Origin of the sequence: Streptomyces sp. PH10-H1, from assembly GCF_030063355.1 — a bacterium.
Lineage (GTDB): Bacteria > Actinomycetota > Actinomycetes > Streptomycetales > Streptomycetaceae > Actinacidiphila.
Window position 1 is genome coordinate 13830 of sequence record NZ_JASISZ010000045.1, and the last position, 15934, is coordinate 29763.

The following is a 15934-nucleotide window of genomic DNA, read 5'->3' on the forward strand; positions in this document are numbered from 1 at the left end:
TCCGGTCCCCGGGCGGGGGCCTGTTTTCTTGCTGGGCCCGGTCTTTTCGCGGGGCCTATTTCTTCGGCACCTCGGCCAGTGGGCCGCGTGACGTGTAGAAGGCCACGGTCAGGTCGCGTACGAGCGATCTGCGCTCGTAGTCGTCGAGCTGGACCAGCCCGCGGTCGGTCAGCCCCCGCACCGTCTCGGCGACGGCTCCCAGGACGTCGTCGAGCACGGCACGGCGGTGTTTGGCGTCGAGGGCGGAGACCTGGGCGCGCCGCATCGCGGCGGCCACCTCGGGCGCGTAGTCGAGACGTACCGGCTGCGCCGAGAAGACCTCGACGCCGACCGGGCGCATATCGGCGGCAAGCAGCCGGGTGAGCTGATCGCCGAGGCGTTCGCCGTCGCGCAGGGTGGGCCCTGTGCCGCGGAAGTCGTCGACGGGAAGCCGGGAGAAGGCCCGGGCGACCGCGCTCTCCACCTGTTCGCGCAGATAGCGCGAGTGGTCGTCGATGGCGAAGGCGGCCCGCGCGGTGTCCCGTACCCGCCAGACGATCAGCACGCTGGCGTGCAGCGGGGTGCCGTCCGCGTCGACCGTTTCGATGACGCGGCTGCGCCAGTGCCGCAGGGTGACGTCCATCCTGCGGCGACCGAGCAGCGGGCTGATCCACAGCAGGCCGGTGTCCCGGACGCTGCCCTGGTAGGCGCCGTGCCGGGTCAGGACCCAGACATTGCCTGGGCGGCCCCGGGTGAGGCCGCCCAGGGCGAACGCGGTCAGCGCGCCGAGCAGCAGCACCGCGCCCCACAGGCCGGCGAGGTCGCGGGGCGCCGGCGGCTCGGGAAGCACGGCGCGGCCGGCGAGCTGCTCGGGGAGCGCGCCCGTCCGCCACAGCAGCCAGGCGCCGGCGGCCGCCGCTGCCAGACCGGTCAGCGCCGCGGTCCAGCCGGGCAGGAAGCGGCCGGGGCGCTCGGTGATGTCGGGAACGGTGGCGGTCACCGTGGGAAGAACAGCGGTGGCGGTCACCGTCGGAAGGACAGCGGTGGCGGTGAGCGTGGGAAGGACAGCGGTGGCGGTGAGCGTGGGAAGAACGGTGGTGACGGCGGAGGCGGACAGGGCCGCCTCCGCCGTGGTCGCGTCAGTCGTCACGAGAAGAGTCGTCTCCAGGTCTCCGGTCCGGGATAGCCGTCCGCGTCGCGCCCGGACCAGCCCTGGGCGCGCTGGAACGCCTCGACGGCGCGCCGGTCGGCCTCGCCCCAGGTGCGGCTGGGGCCCACGCGGTAGTTCTTGCCGAAGCCCTTGGCGACGAGGCGCCGCCCCAGGTTCAGCACGTAGTCGTTGGACTGTCCCGCGCGGAAGAAGCCGGCGCCGGGATAGCCGGTCTCCGTGGAGACGCGGGCGGGCGGTTTCGCGGCGGCGGCGCCGATGTCCTTGCCCTTGCCCTCCACCAGGTAGCCCCAGGTGGTGGGTCCCGGCAGGCCGTCGGCGTCGCCGCCGGACCAGCCCTGGGCCCGTTGGAAGGCACTGGTGGCCCCGAGGTCGGCGTCGGTCCAGAGCGAGCCGGGACCGACGGTGTAGTAGGACCTGGCGCCGCGGGCGGCGAGCATGGTGCCCAGCCGGGTGACGCTGGCGTTTTTCGCGCCGGGCCCGAAGGCCGAAGCGCCGGGATAGGCGTCGGTCCCCGCAGTTCCGGCTCCCGTTCCCGCGGATCCGGTGCCGGTTCCGGTTCCTCCGGTCCCGGGTCCAGGTGCAGGGCCGGCGGTGGCCACCAGGTACTTGTACCGGTAGGCCAGGTACTTGCCGGAGTTGGTCCAGTAGGCCAGCGGCGTCGTCTGGACGCGGGTGTGCGGCTGGGTCTGTTCCATCGCGGTGTACTCGGTGTGCGCGGAGTCGGCCCAGCCGGCGAAGATGACGGCGTGTGAACCCTGCTCCGGGTCCGCCTGGTTGTGGAAGAGCAGGATGTCACCGGGCATCAGATCCGCGCGGGAGATCCGCGTCGCGAAGTCCGGCAGGCTGCCGGTCCACTCGCTGGTGCCGAGGCCCCAGGCCATGGAGATATAGCCCGAACAGTCCTGCCGGTACCCGTCCTTCCAGTACGCGGTCATGCTGTACGGCACCACGGCGTCCACCCAGCGCTGTGCCCGGTCCAGGATCTGGTCACGCGTCAGACGCAGTGGAGCCGCCGGCGCCGCGGCCTGCGCCGGGAACATGGCGTGGCCGGGCGTGGAGCCGGTGGCGGCGTGCGGGAAGGCGGCAGCCACAACAGTGCCCGCTCCGCCGCTGATCGCGGTGCCGGCCGCGGCTGCCACGATGACCACGCGGGCGGCCGCGGGGGTTGTCGTTCCGGCGGTGCCGGCGGCTCGCGTCACCGAGTCGGCGAGGCGCTGTCGCGCACACTCCTCGCAGACACACCCGGACAACGGTTCGACCTCATCGAACAACGGTATGGACATGCGCACACTCCTCCGTGATCGGGCGTCACATGCCTTCAATACCCGATTTCGCCCAAAAGTTGACGAAAAGTCGGATACGTCTCGGCCAGGTGATGACGCACCCGGTCACGGAGGGGTGAAACGGCGTTCAGCTCGCGAGGCTCGGCTGGCCGGAAGGTACGGCGTCGGACGCCTTCTTGGCGGCCTTCTCCACCAGCGATCGCAGCTTGAACGGCGTCAGCGTGTTCTGCACATCCGGCACCGCCTCGCCGTTGATCTGGACGACCGGCACCGTGCCGAGCTGCGCCGACAGGAAGTCGGCCTGGGACTTCGCGACCCAGCCGTCGTGGTCACCGCCCTGCATGCACGGTACGAACTTGCCCTCGTCGATCTTCCCGGCCTTCTTCGACAGCTCCTTCAGCAGCTTCTGGCTGCTCAGCGCGTCATTCTGCGGATCCGGCTGCTGCTGCCAGATCTGCTTGACGAACTCCGTGTAGCGCCCCTGGTCCTGGGCGCACGCGGCCGCGTTCGCGGCGGCCTTGGAACCGGTGCCGCCGAGCTGTGCGTCGGTCTGCGTGACCAGCCGGTACTCGATCTGCACCTGCCCGGTCACCAGCAGCTGCGCGAACGCGTCCGCGTACTGCTCGGCGAAGGCCTTGGACTGCGGGCTGCGCAGGTCCTCGTACACGGTCAGCGTCACCGGGATGGTCGGCTTCACCGGCACCGCCAGCTTCGGCCGGCCCTCCGGGCCCGTCGCGTTCGCGGGCGCCTTCACCCGGTCCGCCTTCGCACCGCGCACATGCGCGCCGATGGCCGCGGACGCTCCGAACACCACCGCGATCACCACGACGCCCGCCGCATACGGCCGCCAGCGCTGCAGCAGACCGTTGCGGGGCGCCGCCCCCGGGTCCTTCGGGCCGTTCTGGTCCTTGAGTCCCTTGGACTCCGTCATGAAAAACCGCCACCTCGATCAGCGTGCTCTGCTACGTCAGCCTGTATACCACCGGGCCGCGCGGGCCCGGCGCGGGGCCTGCCGCCGGGGGCCCGGTGCGGGGGTCTAGCGCCGGGCCGCACCCCGCGCGTAGAGCACCGCACCGCCGACGGTGTCCACGGGCCGGTATCCGGCGTCCAGCAGCCGCTTCAGTGACGGGGTCAGCCCGGGGGCGTACGGCGCTCCGCGCGAGTCGTCGACGATGAGGTCCGGCGGGCGCCGCGCCATCTCCTCGCCGAACGTCCGCCAGGCACCGGGCACCGCATACTGCTCCCCCACCCGGGCGCCACCGCGGCCGCCGCTGAAGTTCGTCAGGAAGCCGGCGGTCAGATAGCGGCTCGCGGGGGTGCGGCCGGCGATCCAGTACTGCTCGGGGTGCATGCCCCAGACGAGGACGGTGTCCCCGGGCCCGGTACGCGCCCGTACGGCCGCGGCGACGGTACGGGAGTGGTCCAGCTCGGTGCGCGGCGCGGTCAGGCCCCAGACTAGGAACGCGGTGCTCGCGAGCACCGTCCAGGCGGTGGCCGCGGGCCGCCAGCGCGGCAGCCCGCGCAGCGCGGCCACCCCGGCCAGTACCAGCGGCGGGATCAGCTGCAGGAAGTAGTGGCCGTAGAACTGGAAGCCGAAGACCACCGCGAGCGCCGAGGCGCCCAGCCACACCCACAGGTCGGCGGGAATCCGCGCGGGGACCCGCCCGGCGCGCCCCCGGCGCGCCGTCACGTACACCGCCGGGATGACGAAGGCCGCCCCGGCGGCGGCCAGGATCCCGGCGTTCCCCAGGCCCCGCCCCAGCGCCACGCCCCAGGCGCCGGACGCGGAGGCGTACGACCCGGAGCCGGTGACCGTCCAGAACAGGAACCGGCCGGGGCCGGTGAACAGCGCGACGGCCACCACCGGCACGGCGCAGCCGGCGAGCAGCCGGAGGACGGCGCCCCGGCCCGCGGCCGGCCCGGGGCCGCGCAGGGCGCCCCACAGCATCCACAGCACGGGCAGCAGCGCCGCGCCGCCGGTCTGCTTGGTCAGCGCCGCTCCCGCGACGGCCAGGCCCGCCAGGGCCCAGCGGCGGCGGTCGGCCGCCCAGAAGGCCAGAACGGTCCACGGCAGCATGAACACGCCGAAGGAGGCGGCCTGGGCGTCCTCGGGGGCGAGACAGATGGACAGCAGCAGATAGCCGGCACCGGCGGCGGCACCCGCCCGGTCGCCCCAGCGGCGGCGGGCGACGGACGCGAGCAGCAGGGCGGTGACGAACTGCGCGAGGACGGCGGCGGCGCGCAGCGGCCACAGCGAGCCGTCCCCGAAGACCCAGAAGAGGCCCTCGTAGAGCCAGGGCAGCAACGGCGGCTTGCGGTCCACGACGGTGTCGTAGAGCACCCCGCCCTGGGCGAGCATCCGCGCCTGCACGGCGAGGAAGCCCTCATCGGGATTCCAGACCGGGCGCAGGAACGAGGGAACGCGCACGAGGGCGGCGAGAACGGCCAGCGCGGCCGCCGGCCGCAGCCAGTAGCGGTCCGGCCGCCGGATCCGCGGGAGCCAACGGCGCACGCCCCGGCCGTACGCCCCGGACAGGAGGGGGAGTACGGCGGGGGCGTCGCTCGTGGTCTTCGGGGCCGCCGGCACGGTTGCCAACGTACCGGTCGTCAGCCGGCGTCGTTCATACGGGCTGTGTCGTTCATACGGCTGTGCTGACGGCCGTACAGGAAGTAGACGACGACGCCGATCACCATCCACACCGCGAACCGCACCCAGGTCTCGCTCGGCAGATTCAGCATCAGCCACAGCGAGGCGCACACCGAGGCGATCGGCAGCACCGGCACCCACGGAGTGCGGAAGGAGCGCGGCAGGTCGGGCCGGGTGCGGCGCAGGATCGTCACCCCGACCGCGACGAGGACGAAGGCGAAGAGGGTGCCGATGTTCACCAGCGCCGCCAGCTCCGAGATGCTGGTGAAGCCCGCGATCACGGCGATCAGCACCCCGAGCAGGACCGTCGAGCGGTACGGCGTGCGGAACTGCGGGTGGACCCTGGAGAAGAACCGCGGAATGAGCCCGTCGCGGCTCATCGCGAAGAACACCCGGGTCTGGCCGAGCAGCAGGATCATGCAGACCGTGGTGAGACCGACCGCGGCACCGAAGCTGATGACGCCCGCGTACCAGGGGTGTCCGGTCGCCTTGAAGGCGTCGGCGAGCGGCGCGTCGACCGAGAGCTGGGTGTACTTCTGCATGCCGGTGACCACGACCGACACGGCGACGTAGAGCGCGGTGCAGATGAAGAGCGAGCCGAGGATGCCGCGCGGCATGTCCCGCTGCGGGTTCTTGGTCTCCTCGGCCGCGGTCGCCACGATGTCGAAGCCGATGAAGGCGAAGAAGACCACGGCGGCCGCGGTGAAGATGCCCTGGACGCCGAAGGAGGTCGGCGCGTACCCGAACATCTCCTGGATGAGCGGTGCCTTGAGACCTGATTGCGTGACGGAGCCCTGGGACTTGGGGATGAAGGGCTTGTAGTTCTCGGACTTGATGAAGAACGCGCCGGCGATGATGACCAGCAGCACCACGGCCAGTTTGATCGCGACGACCACCGAGGTGACCCGGGCGGAGAGCTTCATCCCGAGGACCAGCACCCCGGTGAGCAGCAGCACCAGGAGGAACGCGAGGAGGTCGAAGCCGAATCCGTTCGCATCGCTGGTGCCCGACAGGGCCTGGGGCAGATGCCACCCGGCGTTGTCCATCAGCGACCGCACGTATCCGGACCAGCCGACCGCGACCACCGCCGTGCCCAGGGCGAACTCCAGTACCAGGTCCCAGCCGATGATCCAGGCCGGAAGCTCGCCCAGGGTCGCGAAGGAGAAGGTGTACGCCGATCCCGCGACCGGCACCGTGGACGCCAGCTCGGCATAGCACAGGGCCGCCAGCCCGCACACCACACCGGCCGCGACGAACGCGAGGGCGACCGCGGGACCCGCGTTGTTCTTCGCCACCGTGCCGGTGAGGACGAAGATGCCGGTGCCGATGATGACGCCGACCCCGAAGACCGTGAGGTCCAGCGCCGACAGCGACCTCTTGAGGGCGTGCTCCGGCTCATGGGTGTCCAGCAGCGACTGCTCGACCGACTTGGTCCTGAAGAGCCCGTTCTGATTCCTGCCCGACGGGGGCGGGTTGTCCTGCGTGGTCGTACTCACCGGCGCACCTCCTGATCGTCCTGCCGACAGGGTCGGACGCGTCGGCAGTCGCCACTGCACTCCGGAGGTTCGTTTCACCCGAATAGGCGCGCCCAGGCGTACGCCAAAGGGTGAGGGGGTCCACCCGTGTGGGTGGACCCCCTCACCTGCCCGGCCGGCGCCGCACGGAACTCAGTCGCGGACAGCCTCGGCCGGCTCGGCCGCTTCGTCGCCGTACCGGCCGTCGATCGTGGCGACCAGGCCCGTGACCTGGCGTGCGATATCGGGCGCGGTCAGGCCGATCTCGGCCATGACCTCCTTGCGGGAGGCGTGGTCAAGGAACCGCTGCGGGATGCCGAAGTCGCGCAGCGGGATGTCGACGTCCGCGTCGCGCAGCGCCTGCGAGATCGCGGAGCCGACACCGCCGACCCGGCAGTTGTCCTCGACGGTGACCACGACGCGGTGTTCCGCCGCGAGCCCGGGGAGCGCCGCGTCCACCGGCTTGACCCAGCGCGGGTCGACGACGGTGGTGGTGATGCCCTGGGCGTCGAGCAGGTCGGCGATCTCCAGGCACATCGGGGCGAGGGCGCCGACCGAGACCAGCAGGACGTCGGGGCGCTCGCCCTCGGGCGCCTTGCGGAGCACGTCCATGCCGCCGACCCGGCCGACGGCCTTGACCGCCGGGCCGACCGCGCCCTTGGAGTACCGGACGACGGTGGGCGCGTCATCGACCTCGACGGCCTCGCGCAACTGGGCGCGGACCTGGTCGGCGTCGCGCGGGGCGGCGATCCGCAGGCCCGGCACGACCTGGAGGATCGACATGTCCCACATGCCGTTGTGCGAGGCGCCGTCGGTGCCGGTGACGCCGGCTCGGTCCAGGACGAAGGTGACCCCGCACTTGTGCAGCGCCACATCCATCAGCACCTGGTCGAAGGCCCGGTTCAGGAAGGTGGCGTAGACGGCGAAGACGGGGTGCAGACCGCCGGTCGCCAGGCCCGCCGCCGAGACGGCGGCATGCTGCTCGGCGATGCCGACGTCGTAGACCCGGTTCGGGAAGACCTTCGCGAACTTGTCCAGGCCGACCGGCTGCAGCATCGCGGCGGTGATCGCGACGATGTCCGCGCGCTCCCGGCCGAGCTTGACCATCTCCTCGCCGAAGACCGAGGTCCAGTCGGCGCCGGAGGCGGCGATCGGCAGGCCGGTGTCGGGGTGGATGGGCCCGATGCCGTGGAAGCGGTCGGCCTCGTCCTGCTCGGCCGGGCGGTAGCCGCGGCCCTTCTCGGTGAGGCAGTGCACGATGACCGGTCCGCCGAAGCGCTTGGCGCGGTACAGCGCGGACTCCAGCGCGTCCACGTCATGGCCGTCGATCGGGCCGACGTACTTCAGGCCGAGGTCCTCGAACATGCCCTGCGGCGCGATGAAGTCCTTGAGCCCCTTCTTGGCGCCGTGCAGCGTCTCGTAGAGCGGCTGCCCGATCAGCGGGGTGCGCTCCAGCAGGTCCTTGGTACGGGACAGGAAGCGCTCATAGCCGTCGGTGGTGCGCAGCGTCGCCAGGTGGTCCGCGAGGCCGCCGATCGTGGGGGCGTAGCTGCGCTCGTTGTCGTTGACGACGATGACGAGCGGGCGGTCCCGGGCGGCGGCGATGTTGTTCAGCGCCTCCCAGGCCATACCGCCGGTCAGCGCGCCGTCACCGATGACGGCGACCACATGGTCCTGCTTGCCGAGCACCTCGTTGGCCTTGGCCAGGCCGTCGGCCCAGCCGAGCACCGTGGAGGCGTGGCTGTTCTCGATCACGTCGTGCTCGGACTCGGCGCGCGAGGGGTAGCCGGACAGGCCGCCCTTGCCCTTGAGCTTGGAGAAGTCCTGCCGGCCGGTGAGCAGCTTGTGGACGTAGGACTGGTGCCCCGTGTCGAAGAGCACCTTGTCCCGCGGTGAGTCGAAGACACGGTGCAGGGCGATGGTCAGCTCGACCACACCCAGGTTCGGGCCCAGGTGTCCGCCGGTCTTGGAAACGGCGTCGACGAGGAAGGTACGGATTTCGCCCGCCAGCTCCACCAGCTGTTCCTGGCTGAGCCGGTCGAGGTCGCGCGGTCCCTTGATACGGGTCAGCAGCGCCACCCGTGCCTCCTAGCTGTCGAACTGGTCGATCCGTCGAGTCTAATGTTCCGCGTGCGGCGTCGTGGTGCGCACCGTGCGACGTTTGTCACGCGCGGCACGGCCGGCAACGCGAATGCCCGGTGCGGGGATGATCATCCCCGCACCGGGCCGGTGCCGCCACGCCACCGCCGGGCGGTGGTGTGCGCGATGGAGCGTTACGCGCGGCCGGAGGCCTTCTGCGTCCTGCGCGACAGCGAGTCGATGACCACCGCGGCGAGCAGTACGGCGCCGGTGATCATGTACTGCAGCGAGGTGTTCATGTTCAGCAGGTCGAGGCCGGTCTGGATCGACTGGATGACCAGCATGCCCAGCAGGGCGGACCAGGTGTTGCCGCGACCGCCGAAGAGGCTGGTGCCACCGATGACCGCGGCCGCGATGGCCAGCATCAGGATGTTGCCACCGCCGGCGGCCAGCGTCGCGGTGTAGGTCTGCGCGGCGAAGAACAGACCGCCGAGCGCCGCGAAGCCGCCGGAGATGGCGAACACCGAGATACGGATCAGGGCCACGTTGATACCGGCACGGCGGGCGGCCTCGATGCTGCCACCGACCGCGAAGATCTTGCGGCCGTACGAGGTACGCCGCAGGACGAAGTCGGTGATTACGAGCGCCACGAGGAAGATCACCAGGGCGCTGGGCACACCCGTCGCCTGGTTGAGCACATACGCGGCGACGAAGGACACCACGGCCAGCGCCCCGACGCGCACGACGATCTCGCTGGTCGGCCGGAACGGGACCCCGGCCTGGCGGCGGCGCCGCTGCTCGACCAGCGAGCCGGCGAGCAGGGCGAGGGTGCCGACACCGGCCAGCAGGTAGGCGCCGGCGACATCCTGGTTCAGGAAGTAGGAACGCTGCCCGAGCATGTGCAGCGGGCCCTTGTCCTGGATCGAGAGGCTGCCCGTGTCGCCGAGCAGCCACAGCATCAGGCCGTTCCAGCCGAGGTTGCCGGCGAGGGTGACCACGAAGGCCGGTACACCGATCTTGGCGAAGAAGTAGCCGTGCAGAGCGCCGATGGCGGTACCGGTCAGGATGGCCAGGATCACGGCCAGCCAGGGGTTCATGTTGTGTGTCGTCGCCAGGATGGCGAAGACGGCGGCCGACAGACCGCTGACCGAACCGACGGACAGGTCGATCTCACCGAGCAGCAGCACGAAGACCAGGCCGATGGCCAGCATGCCGGTGGCGGCCAGGAAGAAGCTGATGTTGACCATGTTGCCCGCGCTCAGGAACAGGCTGTCCTGGGACTGGAACACGGACCAGATGATGATCAGGCCGATGATGACGGGCAGCGAGCCCAGCTCACCGCCGCGCACCTTGCGCTTGAACTCGGTGAGATAGCCCTTCAATCCCTCTTCACGGACCAGCAGGCGCGGGTCGATGACGGGGAGGACCGCCGCGGTGGGGTCGTCGGCCGGAGGCACGTCGTCCTTCACGGTCTTGGACGTGTCGCTCACTTTGCCGCCTCCGGGTTGCGCGCCTGACGACGGGTCACGGCATTCTCCGTGGCACCGGTGATCGCAGCGATGATCTCTTCGGGACTGGTGTCCTTCACCGGGAAGGCACCGTTGTTCTTGCCCAGCCGCAGTACGGACACGATGTCCGCGACGGCGCGCACATCGGCCATGTTGTGGCTGATGAGGATGACGGCGAGGCCGCGCTCGCGCAGCCTCTCGACCAGGTCGAGGACCTGGGCGGTCTGCTCCACGCCGAGAGCGGCGGTGGGCTCGTCGAGAATGACGACCTTCGGGTCGCCGATGAGGGCACGGGCGATCGCGACGACCTGCCGCTGACCGCCGGACAGACTCGCGATCGGGATACGGACGCTCGGGATGCGGATCGACAGGGTGTCGAGCAGCTCGCGGGCGCGCTTCTCCATCGTCACCTCGTCGAGCGCGAACCCGCGGCGCAGTTCGCGGCCGAGGTAGAGATTGCCGACAACATCGAGGTTGTCGCACAGGGCGAGGTCCTGGTAAACGGTGGCGACGCCGAGACCCTGGGCGTCGTGCGGCCGGTTGATGCTGACTGGCGAGCCCTCCCACTCGATGACGCCTTCGTCGATCGGGTGCACACCGGCGATCGTCTTGACCAGAGTGGACTTACCAGCGCCGTTGTCGCCGACCAGCGCGACCACCTCTCCGGCGTGGACCTCCAGCTCGACATCGGTGAGTGCTTGCACCGCACCGAATCGCTTGGAGACTCCGCGCAACGCCAACACGGGCGTAGCGGACACGTGAATCATCTCCTTCGCCGCCTGACCGGCGGGGATGCCGCGCACTGGGACAGGCGCGGAAGGACGTGCATGAAGCACAGGATTGCAAAAGTCAATACGTAGGGGTAAGTCCCTTGCCCCGTAAGCGTTTCCGTCCGGCGCCCCACCCCGCAGCGGGGTATGGATGGTGGGGCGGGGCGCCGGACAGGCTCTACGGGACCGAAGGCCCTGGGAGGGGCCGGGGGTCTTTACTGAATGCCGGCCGTCTTGCAGGCGGCGGCGTAGTCAGCGGTGCAGATCTGGGCCACGGTGTACAGGGCGTCCTTGATGACCGTGTCCTTGATGTTGGCCTTGGTCACCGACACCGCGGGGAGCAGCTTCGCGGGGACGGTGGTGCCGGAGCCGCTGGTGGCGGTGATGTCCGCGACGGACTTGATGTCCTCACCGTTGAGCAGCTTGACCGCGATCTCGGCGGTCGCGTCGGCCTCGGGCTTGAAGGCCTTGTAGACGGTGCTGCTCTGCTGGTCCGCCAGGATTCGCTGGACACCGGCGAGCTCGGCGTCCTGACCGGTCAGCGGGACGTTGATGCCCGCGCCCTTGAGGGCGGTGGCGATACCGCCGGCCATGCCGTCGTTGGCGGAGTAGACACCGGCGATGTTCTTGGCGCCGAGCTGGGTGATCGCCGCCGTGACCTTCTGGTTGGCGACGGTGTCCTTCCACAGACCGCTCTGCTCGTAGGCGATCTTGACCTTGCCGTCGAGGGCCTTGTGGGCACCGGCCTTGAACTGCGCGGCGTTCGGGTCGGCGTCGTCACCGTTGATCATGACAACGTTGGCGGTCGGGGTCGCCTTGGCGCCCATGGCGTCGAGGAGCGCCTGGCCCTGCAGCTCGCCGACCTTCTCGTTGTCGTAGGAGACGTACGCGGAGACCGGACCCTGGGCGAAGCGGTCGTACGCCACGACCTTGATGCCCTTGTCCACGGCCGCCTGGACCGAGGCCTTGATGCCGACCGCGTCCTGCGGGTCGAGGATCAGGACCTTGACGCCCTTGGTGATCATGCTGCTGACCTGCTGCGCCTGCTTGGCCGGGTCGCCCGCCGCGTTGGCGTACTCGATCTTGCAGTCCGAGCAGAGGGACTTGATCTTCGCTTCGATCAGCGGGCGGTCGAACTTCTCGTACCGGGTGGTGGCGTTCTCCGGGAGCAGCAGACCGATCGTCTTGTCCGTGCTGCTGCCCTTGGTGGAGCTGCTTCCGGCCTTGCCACAAGCGGCCACGGACAGGGCCATCGATACCGCAAGCGAGCCAATTACGGCACGTCGCATCATCGCGTTCATTTGGGTTGCCTCCCTGACGAGGCCGCAACGCTGCGGCCGAGGTTCACGTGAGTCAACTCCGCCGTTGCCATGTCGTCAATAAGTAAACACTTAACGAGATGGCAACGGCGCGTTTCGTTAGCTGTGTGAACTCAGGGTTATGCAGGTCGCTGAGCTGAAAGCGCCGGAACGGCCGCTGGAGCATTTCCATCGAGAAGGGTTGAATCACCCATTTCGCTTAGTACCAGAGCGAGCGCTCCGAGCACTTCGGCGCGCGCGCCGAGCCCGCCGGGAACGATCGACAGCTGCCGGGCCGCGCTGGGTATCGCGTACCGCGCCACCGACTCGCGGATCGGCGCCAGCACCAGCTCGCCGGCCTCCGCCAGATCGCCGCCGAGGACCACCCGGCTGGGGTTGAGGAGGTTGCAGAGACTGGCCACGCCCATGCCGATATGGCGCCCCACGTCCGCGATCACCCGACGGCAGCCGGGGTCGCCCTCCCGTGCGTACTGGACCATCCGCGGCACCGTGAGATCGGCGCCGTGGCTGCTGCGCAGCAGCTCCAGGGTGTAGCGCGCGGCGGTGAAGGTCTCCAGGCAGCCGCGGTTGCCGCAGCGGCAGACCGGGCCCGACTCGTCCAGCGTGATGTGCCCTATCTCGCCCGCCGTGCCGCCCGGCCCGCGGTAGATGCGCCCGTCTATCACCAGACCGGCGCCGACCCCGCTGGCGACCTTGATGTAGGCCAGGTCGCGCACCCCGCGGCCACCGCCCCAGACCAGCTCGCCCAGTGCGCCGAGGTTGGCGTCATTGTCGACCTTGACGGGCATGCCGAGCCGGTCGGACAGCTCCTGACGTGGGTTGATGCCGCTCCAGCCCGGCAGGATCGCGGTCGATCCGATGGCTCCGGACTCCACGTCTATCGGCCCGGGGACACCGAGTCCGACCCCCAGTACCTTGTCGACGCCGATGCCGGTCGACGCGATCAGCTGGGCGACCAGCTGCTCGGCCCGGTCGAAGCCCTGCGAGGCGGAGGCGTCCACATCGATCGGCTCCGACTGCTCGGCCAGCACCTGGTGGGCGAGGTTCCCCACCGCCACCCGCAGGTGGGAGTGGCCGAAGTCGACGCCGACGACGATTCCGACGTCGCCCGACAGGGCCACGCTGCGCGCCCGCCGGCCGCCCGAGGAGGTCGGTGTGACCTGCACGGTGCCGTTGTCCCGCAGCTCCCGGACGATATTGGAGACCGTGGCGGCGGACAGCCCGGTACTCCGGGCGATCTCCGCCTGGGTGAGCGAGCCGGCCAGCCGTACGGCGCGGACCACACGCTCAAGGTTGGCCCGGTGCAGCGATGACTGCGATCCCGGAGTCTCCACGACCATCCACTCCTGCCTCGGCAGGCGGTACAAACCGCCGCCCGAACGGACGAGGCCGCACCAGTGAGACCCCGTCGTCTACAACATGTGAACCCTAAGCTGAGCCTTTGGGGTGATGTCCCGTCAAGGGCTGAGACCATTCTGCGACGGAAAGCCCGATGCGTCACGAGCGCCCGTGGCCGGTCAGCGGCCGGTCAATGGCCGGTTCGCGCACGCTGTCGCGGCGGCCGGACCGGGTTCGGGCCGTAGGGCGGGTGACGAAGCCCGAACACAAGGTGATCTCTGACTCGCCCGATCCCCCACACCGCCCGTGACAGCGCTTCGGCCCGGGTACCGGTGTGATCACCGGTACCCGGGCCGAGGCGTCGCGACCCCCGGACGCTACTTGAGCGTCCCCGCGGTCAGGCCCGCCTGGACCTGGCTCTGGAAGGAGAGGTACACCACCAGGACCGGCAGCATGGCGATCACCATGCCGGCGAAGAGCGCCGGGTAGTCGCCCGCGTAGCCCTGCTGGAGCGCAAGGTTCACCAACCCCTGGGCCAGCATCGAGTGGTCGGGGTCGGTGCTGTGCTGCTGCTGCATCAGTGTGACCGGCAGCACGTACTGGTTCCACTGGCCCAGCACGTTGAAGATGCCGACGCTCAGCAGGCCGGGTTTGGCCAGCGGCAGCATGACCTGGAAGAAGACCCGGGAGTGCGAAGCACCGTCCAGTACGGCCGCCTCATGGATCGCCGTCGGCAGCGTACGGAAGAACGAGTGCATGAAGAACGTCGTGAACGGCAGCGAGTACGCGACGTAGACCAGGATCAGCCCCTGGTACGTGTTCAGCATCCCGAGGTTCTTCACCATGAAGAACAGCGGAACCAGCGCCAGGAAGTACGGGAACATCGCGCCGCCGACGAACAGGAAGTAGATCGCCCTGTTGCCGGGGAAGTCGTACCGCGCCAGCACGTAGGCCACCATCGACCCGAGGAGCATCGTCAGCGGCACCGAGAACGCCATCACGATCACGGTGTTCACGAAGAAGTCGCCGATGCCCTTGTCCCAGGCGCGGCTGAAGGCGCCGAACCCCCAGTGCGAGGGCCAGGACCAGGCGCTGTTGCCGATCTCCGAATTGTTCTTGAACGAGCTGAGGATGATCCAGGCGATCGGGAAGACGATCATCAGCGCCCACAGGGCGAGGAAGCCGTGCGAGAACACGTTCAGCACCCGGCCGCCGGTGCCGTCGGTGTGTCCCTCTTCGCCGCGCTTCGGCTTGTTCTCGCGTCCCTGGGCGGGCACCTTGCCCTGAAGTCCGGACTGCGACTCCGTTGTGGGTGTGGTCATGGCGCTTCCCCGCTCAGAACTCAATGCGGTCACGGCGGGAGGCCCGGAGCGTGACAGCGGAAACGATCAAGGTCAGCAGCATCATTATGACGCCCTGCGCGCAGGCATAGCCGCTCTTGCCGAAGAACAGGAAGTTGCGCATCAGGTAGGTGGCCATGACCTCGCTGTGATGGTCGGGGCCGCCGCCGTAGCCCGTACCCGTGGTCAGGCCGGACACCAGCGCGAAGAAGTCCATCGCGAAGATCGAGATATAGACCCAGGACGTCTGGATGCTGTCCCACAGCAGCGGCAGGGTGACCTTGAAGAACGTCTGCGAGCGCCCCGCGCCGTCGAGTAGAGCGGCCTCGTAGATGTCCTTGGGAATGGACGTCATCGCGGCCGAGAACAGCACGAGGTAGAAGCCGACGCCGGCCCAGACCTGCACGGCCAGCAGGCACCACAGCACCAGGTTCGGGTCGTTCAGCCACTCGACGGGGTGGGCCGCGTCGATCAGGTGGAGCTTCAGCAGGAAGCCGTTGAGCAGGCCCGCGCCGTCACTGCGGTAGACCGCACCGAAGAGCACGATGAGGATGGCGACCGACAGGACCTGGGGGAAGAAGTAAACGATCTTGTAGAACCCGGCCCCGCGCACCCCCTGGACGCCGCCCGCCGTCTCGCGCCCGCCGACGTTCACCATGAAGGCGAAGAAGAGCGCCAGCAGGATGGTGATCACCGGCAGGAAGATCAGCAGCAGGATGTTGTGCTCAAGCGCCGTCACGAAGACGTCGTCGTGGAAGAGCGCCGTGTAGTTGTCCAGACCCACGAAGTTGAAGGTCTGCGACTGTCCCGACCAGTCCGTCAGCGAGTAGCCGAAAGTCTGTATGTACGGCCAGACCACGAAGGTGATGTACAGGACCAGCGGAACGATGAGAAAGCCCACAATGAAGGGGTATTTACGATGCTGCATGGATCATCCTGCTCCTGATCGACGGGCTGTGCCGGTGGGGGAGCGAACGTGTCCGCTC

The 15934-nt window shown here is 69.5% G+C and carries 12 protein-coding genes; all 12 read right to left on the bottom strand.

The genetic code is table 11. The features are described from left to right. Positions 1 to 55 precede the first annotated feature (55 nt). The 12 genes from QMK24_RS24990 to QMK24_RS25045 all read right to left on the bottom strand — a co-directional run bounded on the left by QMK24_RS24990 (position 56) and on the right by QMK24_RS25045 (position 15876). A complete protein-coding gene (locus QMK24_RS24990; protein ID WP_283469018.1) occupies positions 56 to 1129 on the bottom strand; it encodes an SPFH domain-containing protein in 1074 nt (357 codons plus the stop codon). Continuing rightward, positions 1126 to 2433 (bottom strand): peptidoglycan-binding protein, encoded by a 1308-nt coding sequence (locus tag QMK24_RS24995; RefSeq protein WP_283469019.1) that lies wholly within the window; start codon positions 2431 to 2433, stop codon positions 1126 to 1128. Before QMK24_RS24995 ends, QMK24_RS24990 begins: the two co-directional genes overlap by 4 nt. A 127-nt stretch (positions 2434 to 2560) precedes the next feature. Beyond that, positions 2561 to 3364, bottom strand: coding sequence for a DsbA family protein (locus QMK24_RS25000; RefSeq protein WP_283469020.1), 804 nt, complete (start codon positions 3362 to 3364; stop codon positions 2561 to 2563). Between the two features lie 105 nt (positions 3365 to 3469). Continuing rightward, complete coding sequence (locus tag QMK24_RS25005; RefSeq protein ID WP_502962607.1) at positions 3470 to 5020, bottom strand: glycosyltransferase family 39 protein; 1551 nt, start codon at positions 5018 to 5020, stop codon at positions 3470 to 3472. A gap of 20 nt (positions 5021 to 5040) precedes the next feature. Further along, positions 5041 to 6576: an amino acid permease gene (locus QMK24_RS25010; protein ID WP_283469021.1), complete on the bottom strand. Its 1536-nt coding sequence runs from the start codon at positions 6574 to 6576 to the stop codon at positions 5041 to 5043. 171 nt (positions 6577 to 6747) lie between these two features. After that, on the bottom strand, positions 6748 to 8673 hold the full coding sequence (dxs, locus tag QMK24_RS25015) for a 1-deoxy-D-xylulose-5-phosphate synthase (protein ID WP_283469022.1): 1926 nt from the start codon (positions 8671 to 8673) through the stop codon (positions 6748 to 6750). Between the two features lie 194 nt (positions 8674 to 8867). After that, entirely contained in the window at positions 8868 to 10163 is a 1296-nt protein-coding gene (locus QMK24_RS25020; RefSeq protein ID WP_283469023.1) for a sugar ABC transporter permease, read from the bottom strand. Continuing rightward, positions 10160 to 10948 (bottom strand): ATP-binding cassette domain-containing protein, encoded by a 789-nt coding sequence (locus QMK24_RS25025; protein ID WP_283469024.1) that lies wholly within the window; start codon positions 10946 to 10948, stop codon positions 10160 to 10162. The genes QMK24_RS25020 and QMK24_RS25025 overlap by 4 nt, the downstream gene beginning before the upstream one ends. A gap of 218 nt (positions 10949 to 11166) precedes the next feature. After that, positions 11167 to 12252 (bottom strand): sugar ABC transporter substrate-binding protein, encoded by a 1086-nt coding sequence (locus QMK24_RS25030; RefSeq protein WP_283469025.1) that lies wholly within the window; start codon positions 12250 to 12252, stop codon positions 11167 to 11169. Positions 12253 to 12389: 137 nt separating this feature from the next. Beyond that, complete coding sequence (locus QMK24_RS25035; RefSeq protein ID WP_349307900.1) at positions 12390 to 13604, bottom strand: ROK family transcriptional regulator; 1215 nt, start codon at positions 13602 to 13604, stop codon at positions 12390 to 12392. 381 nt (positions 13605 to 13985) lie between these two features. After that, a complete protein-coding gene (locus QMK24_RS25040; RefSeq protein ID WP_283469027.1) occupies positions 13986 to 14930 on the bottom strand; it encodes a carbohydrate ABC transporter permease in 945 nt (314 codons plus the stop codon). A 13-nt stretch (positions 14931 to 14943) separates the two neighbouring features. After that, on the bottom strand, positions 14944 to 15876 hold the full coding sequence (locus tag QMK24_RS25045; protein ID WP_283469028.1) for a carbohydrate ABC transporter permease: 933 nt from the start codon (positions 15874 to 15876) through the stop codon (positions 14944 to 14946). Positions 15877 to 15934 lie beyond the last annotated feature (58 nt).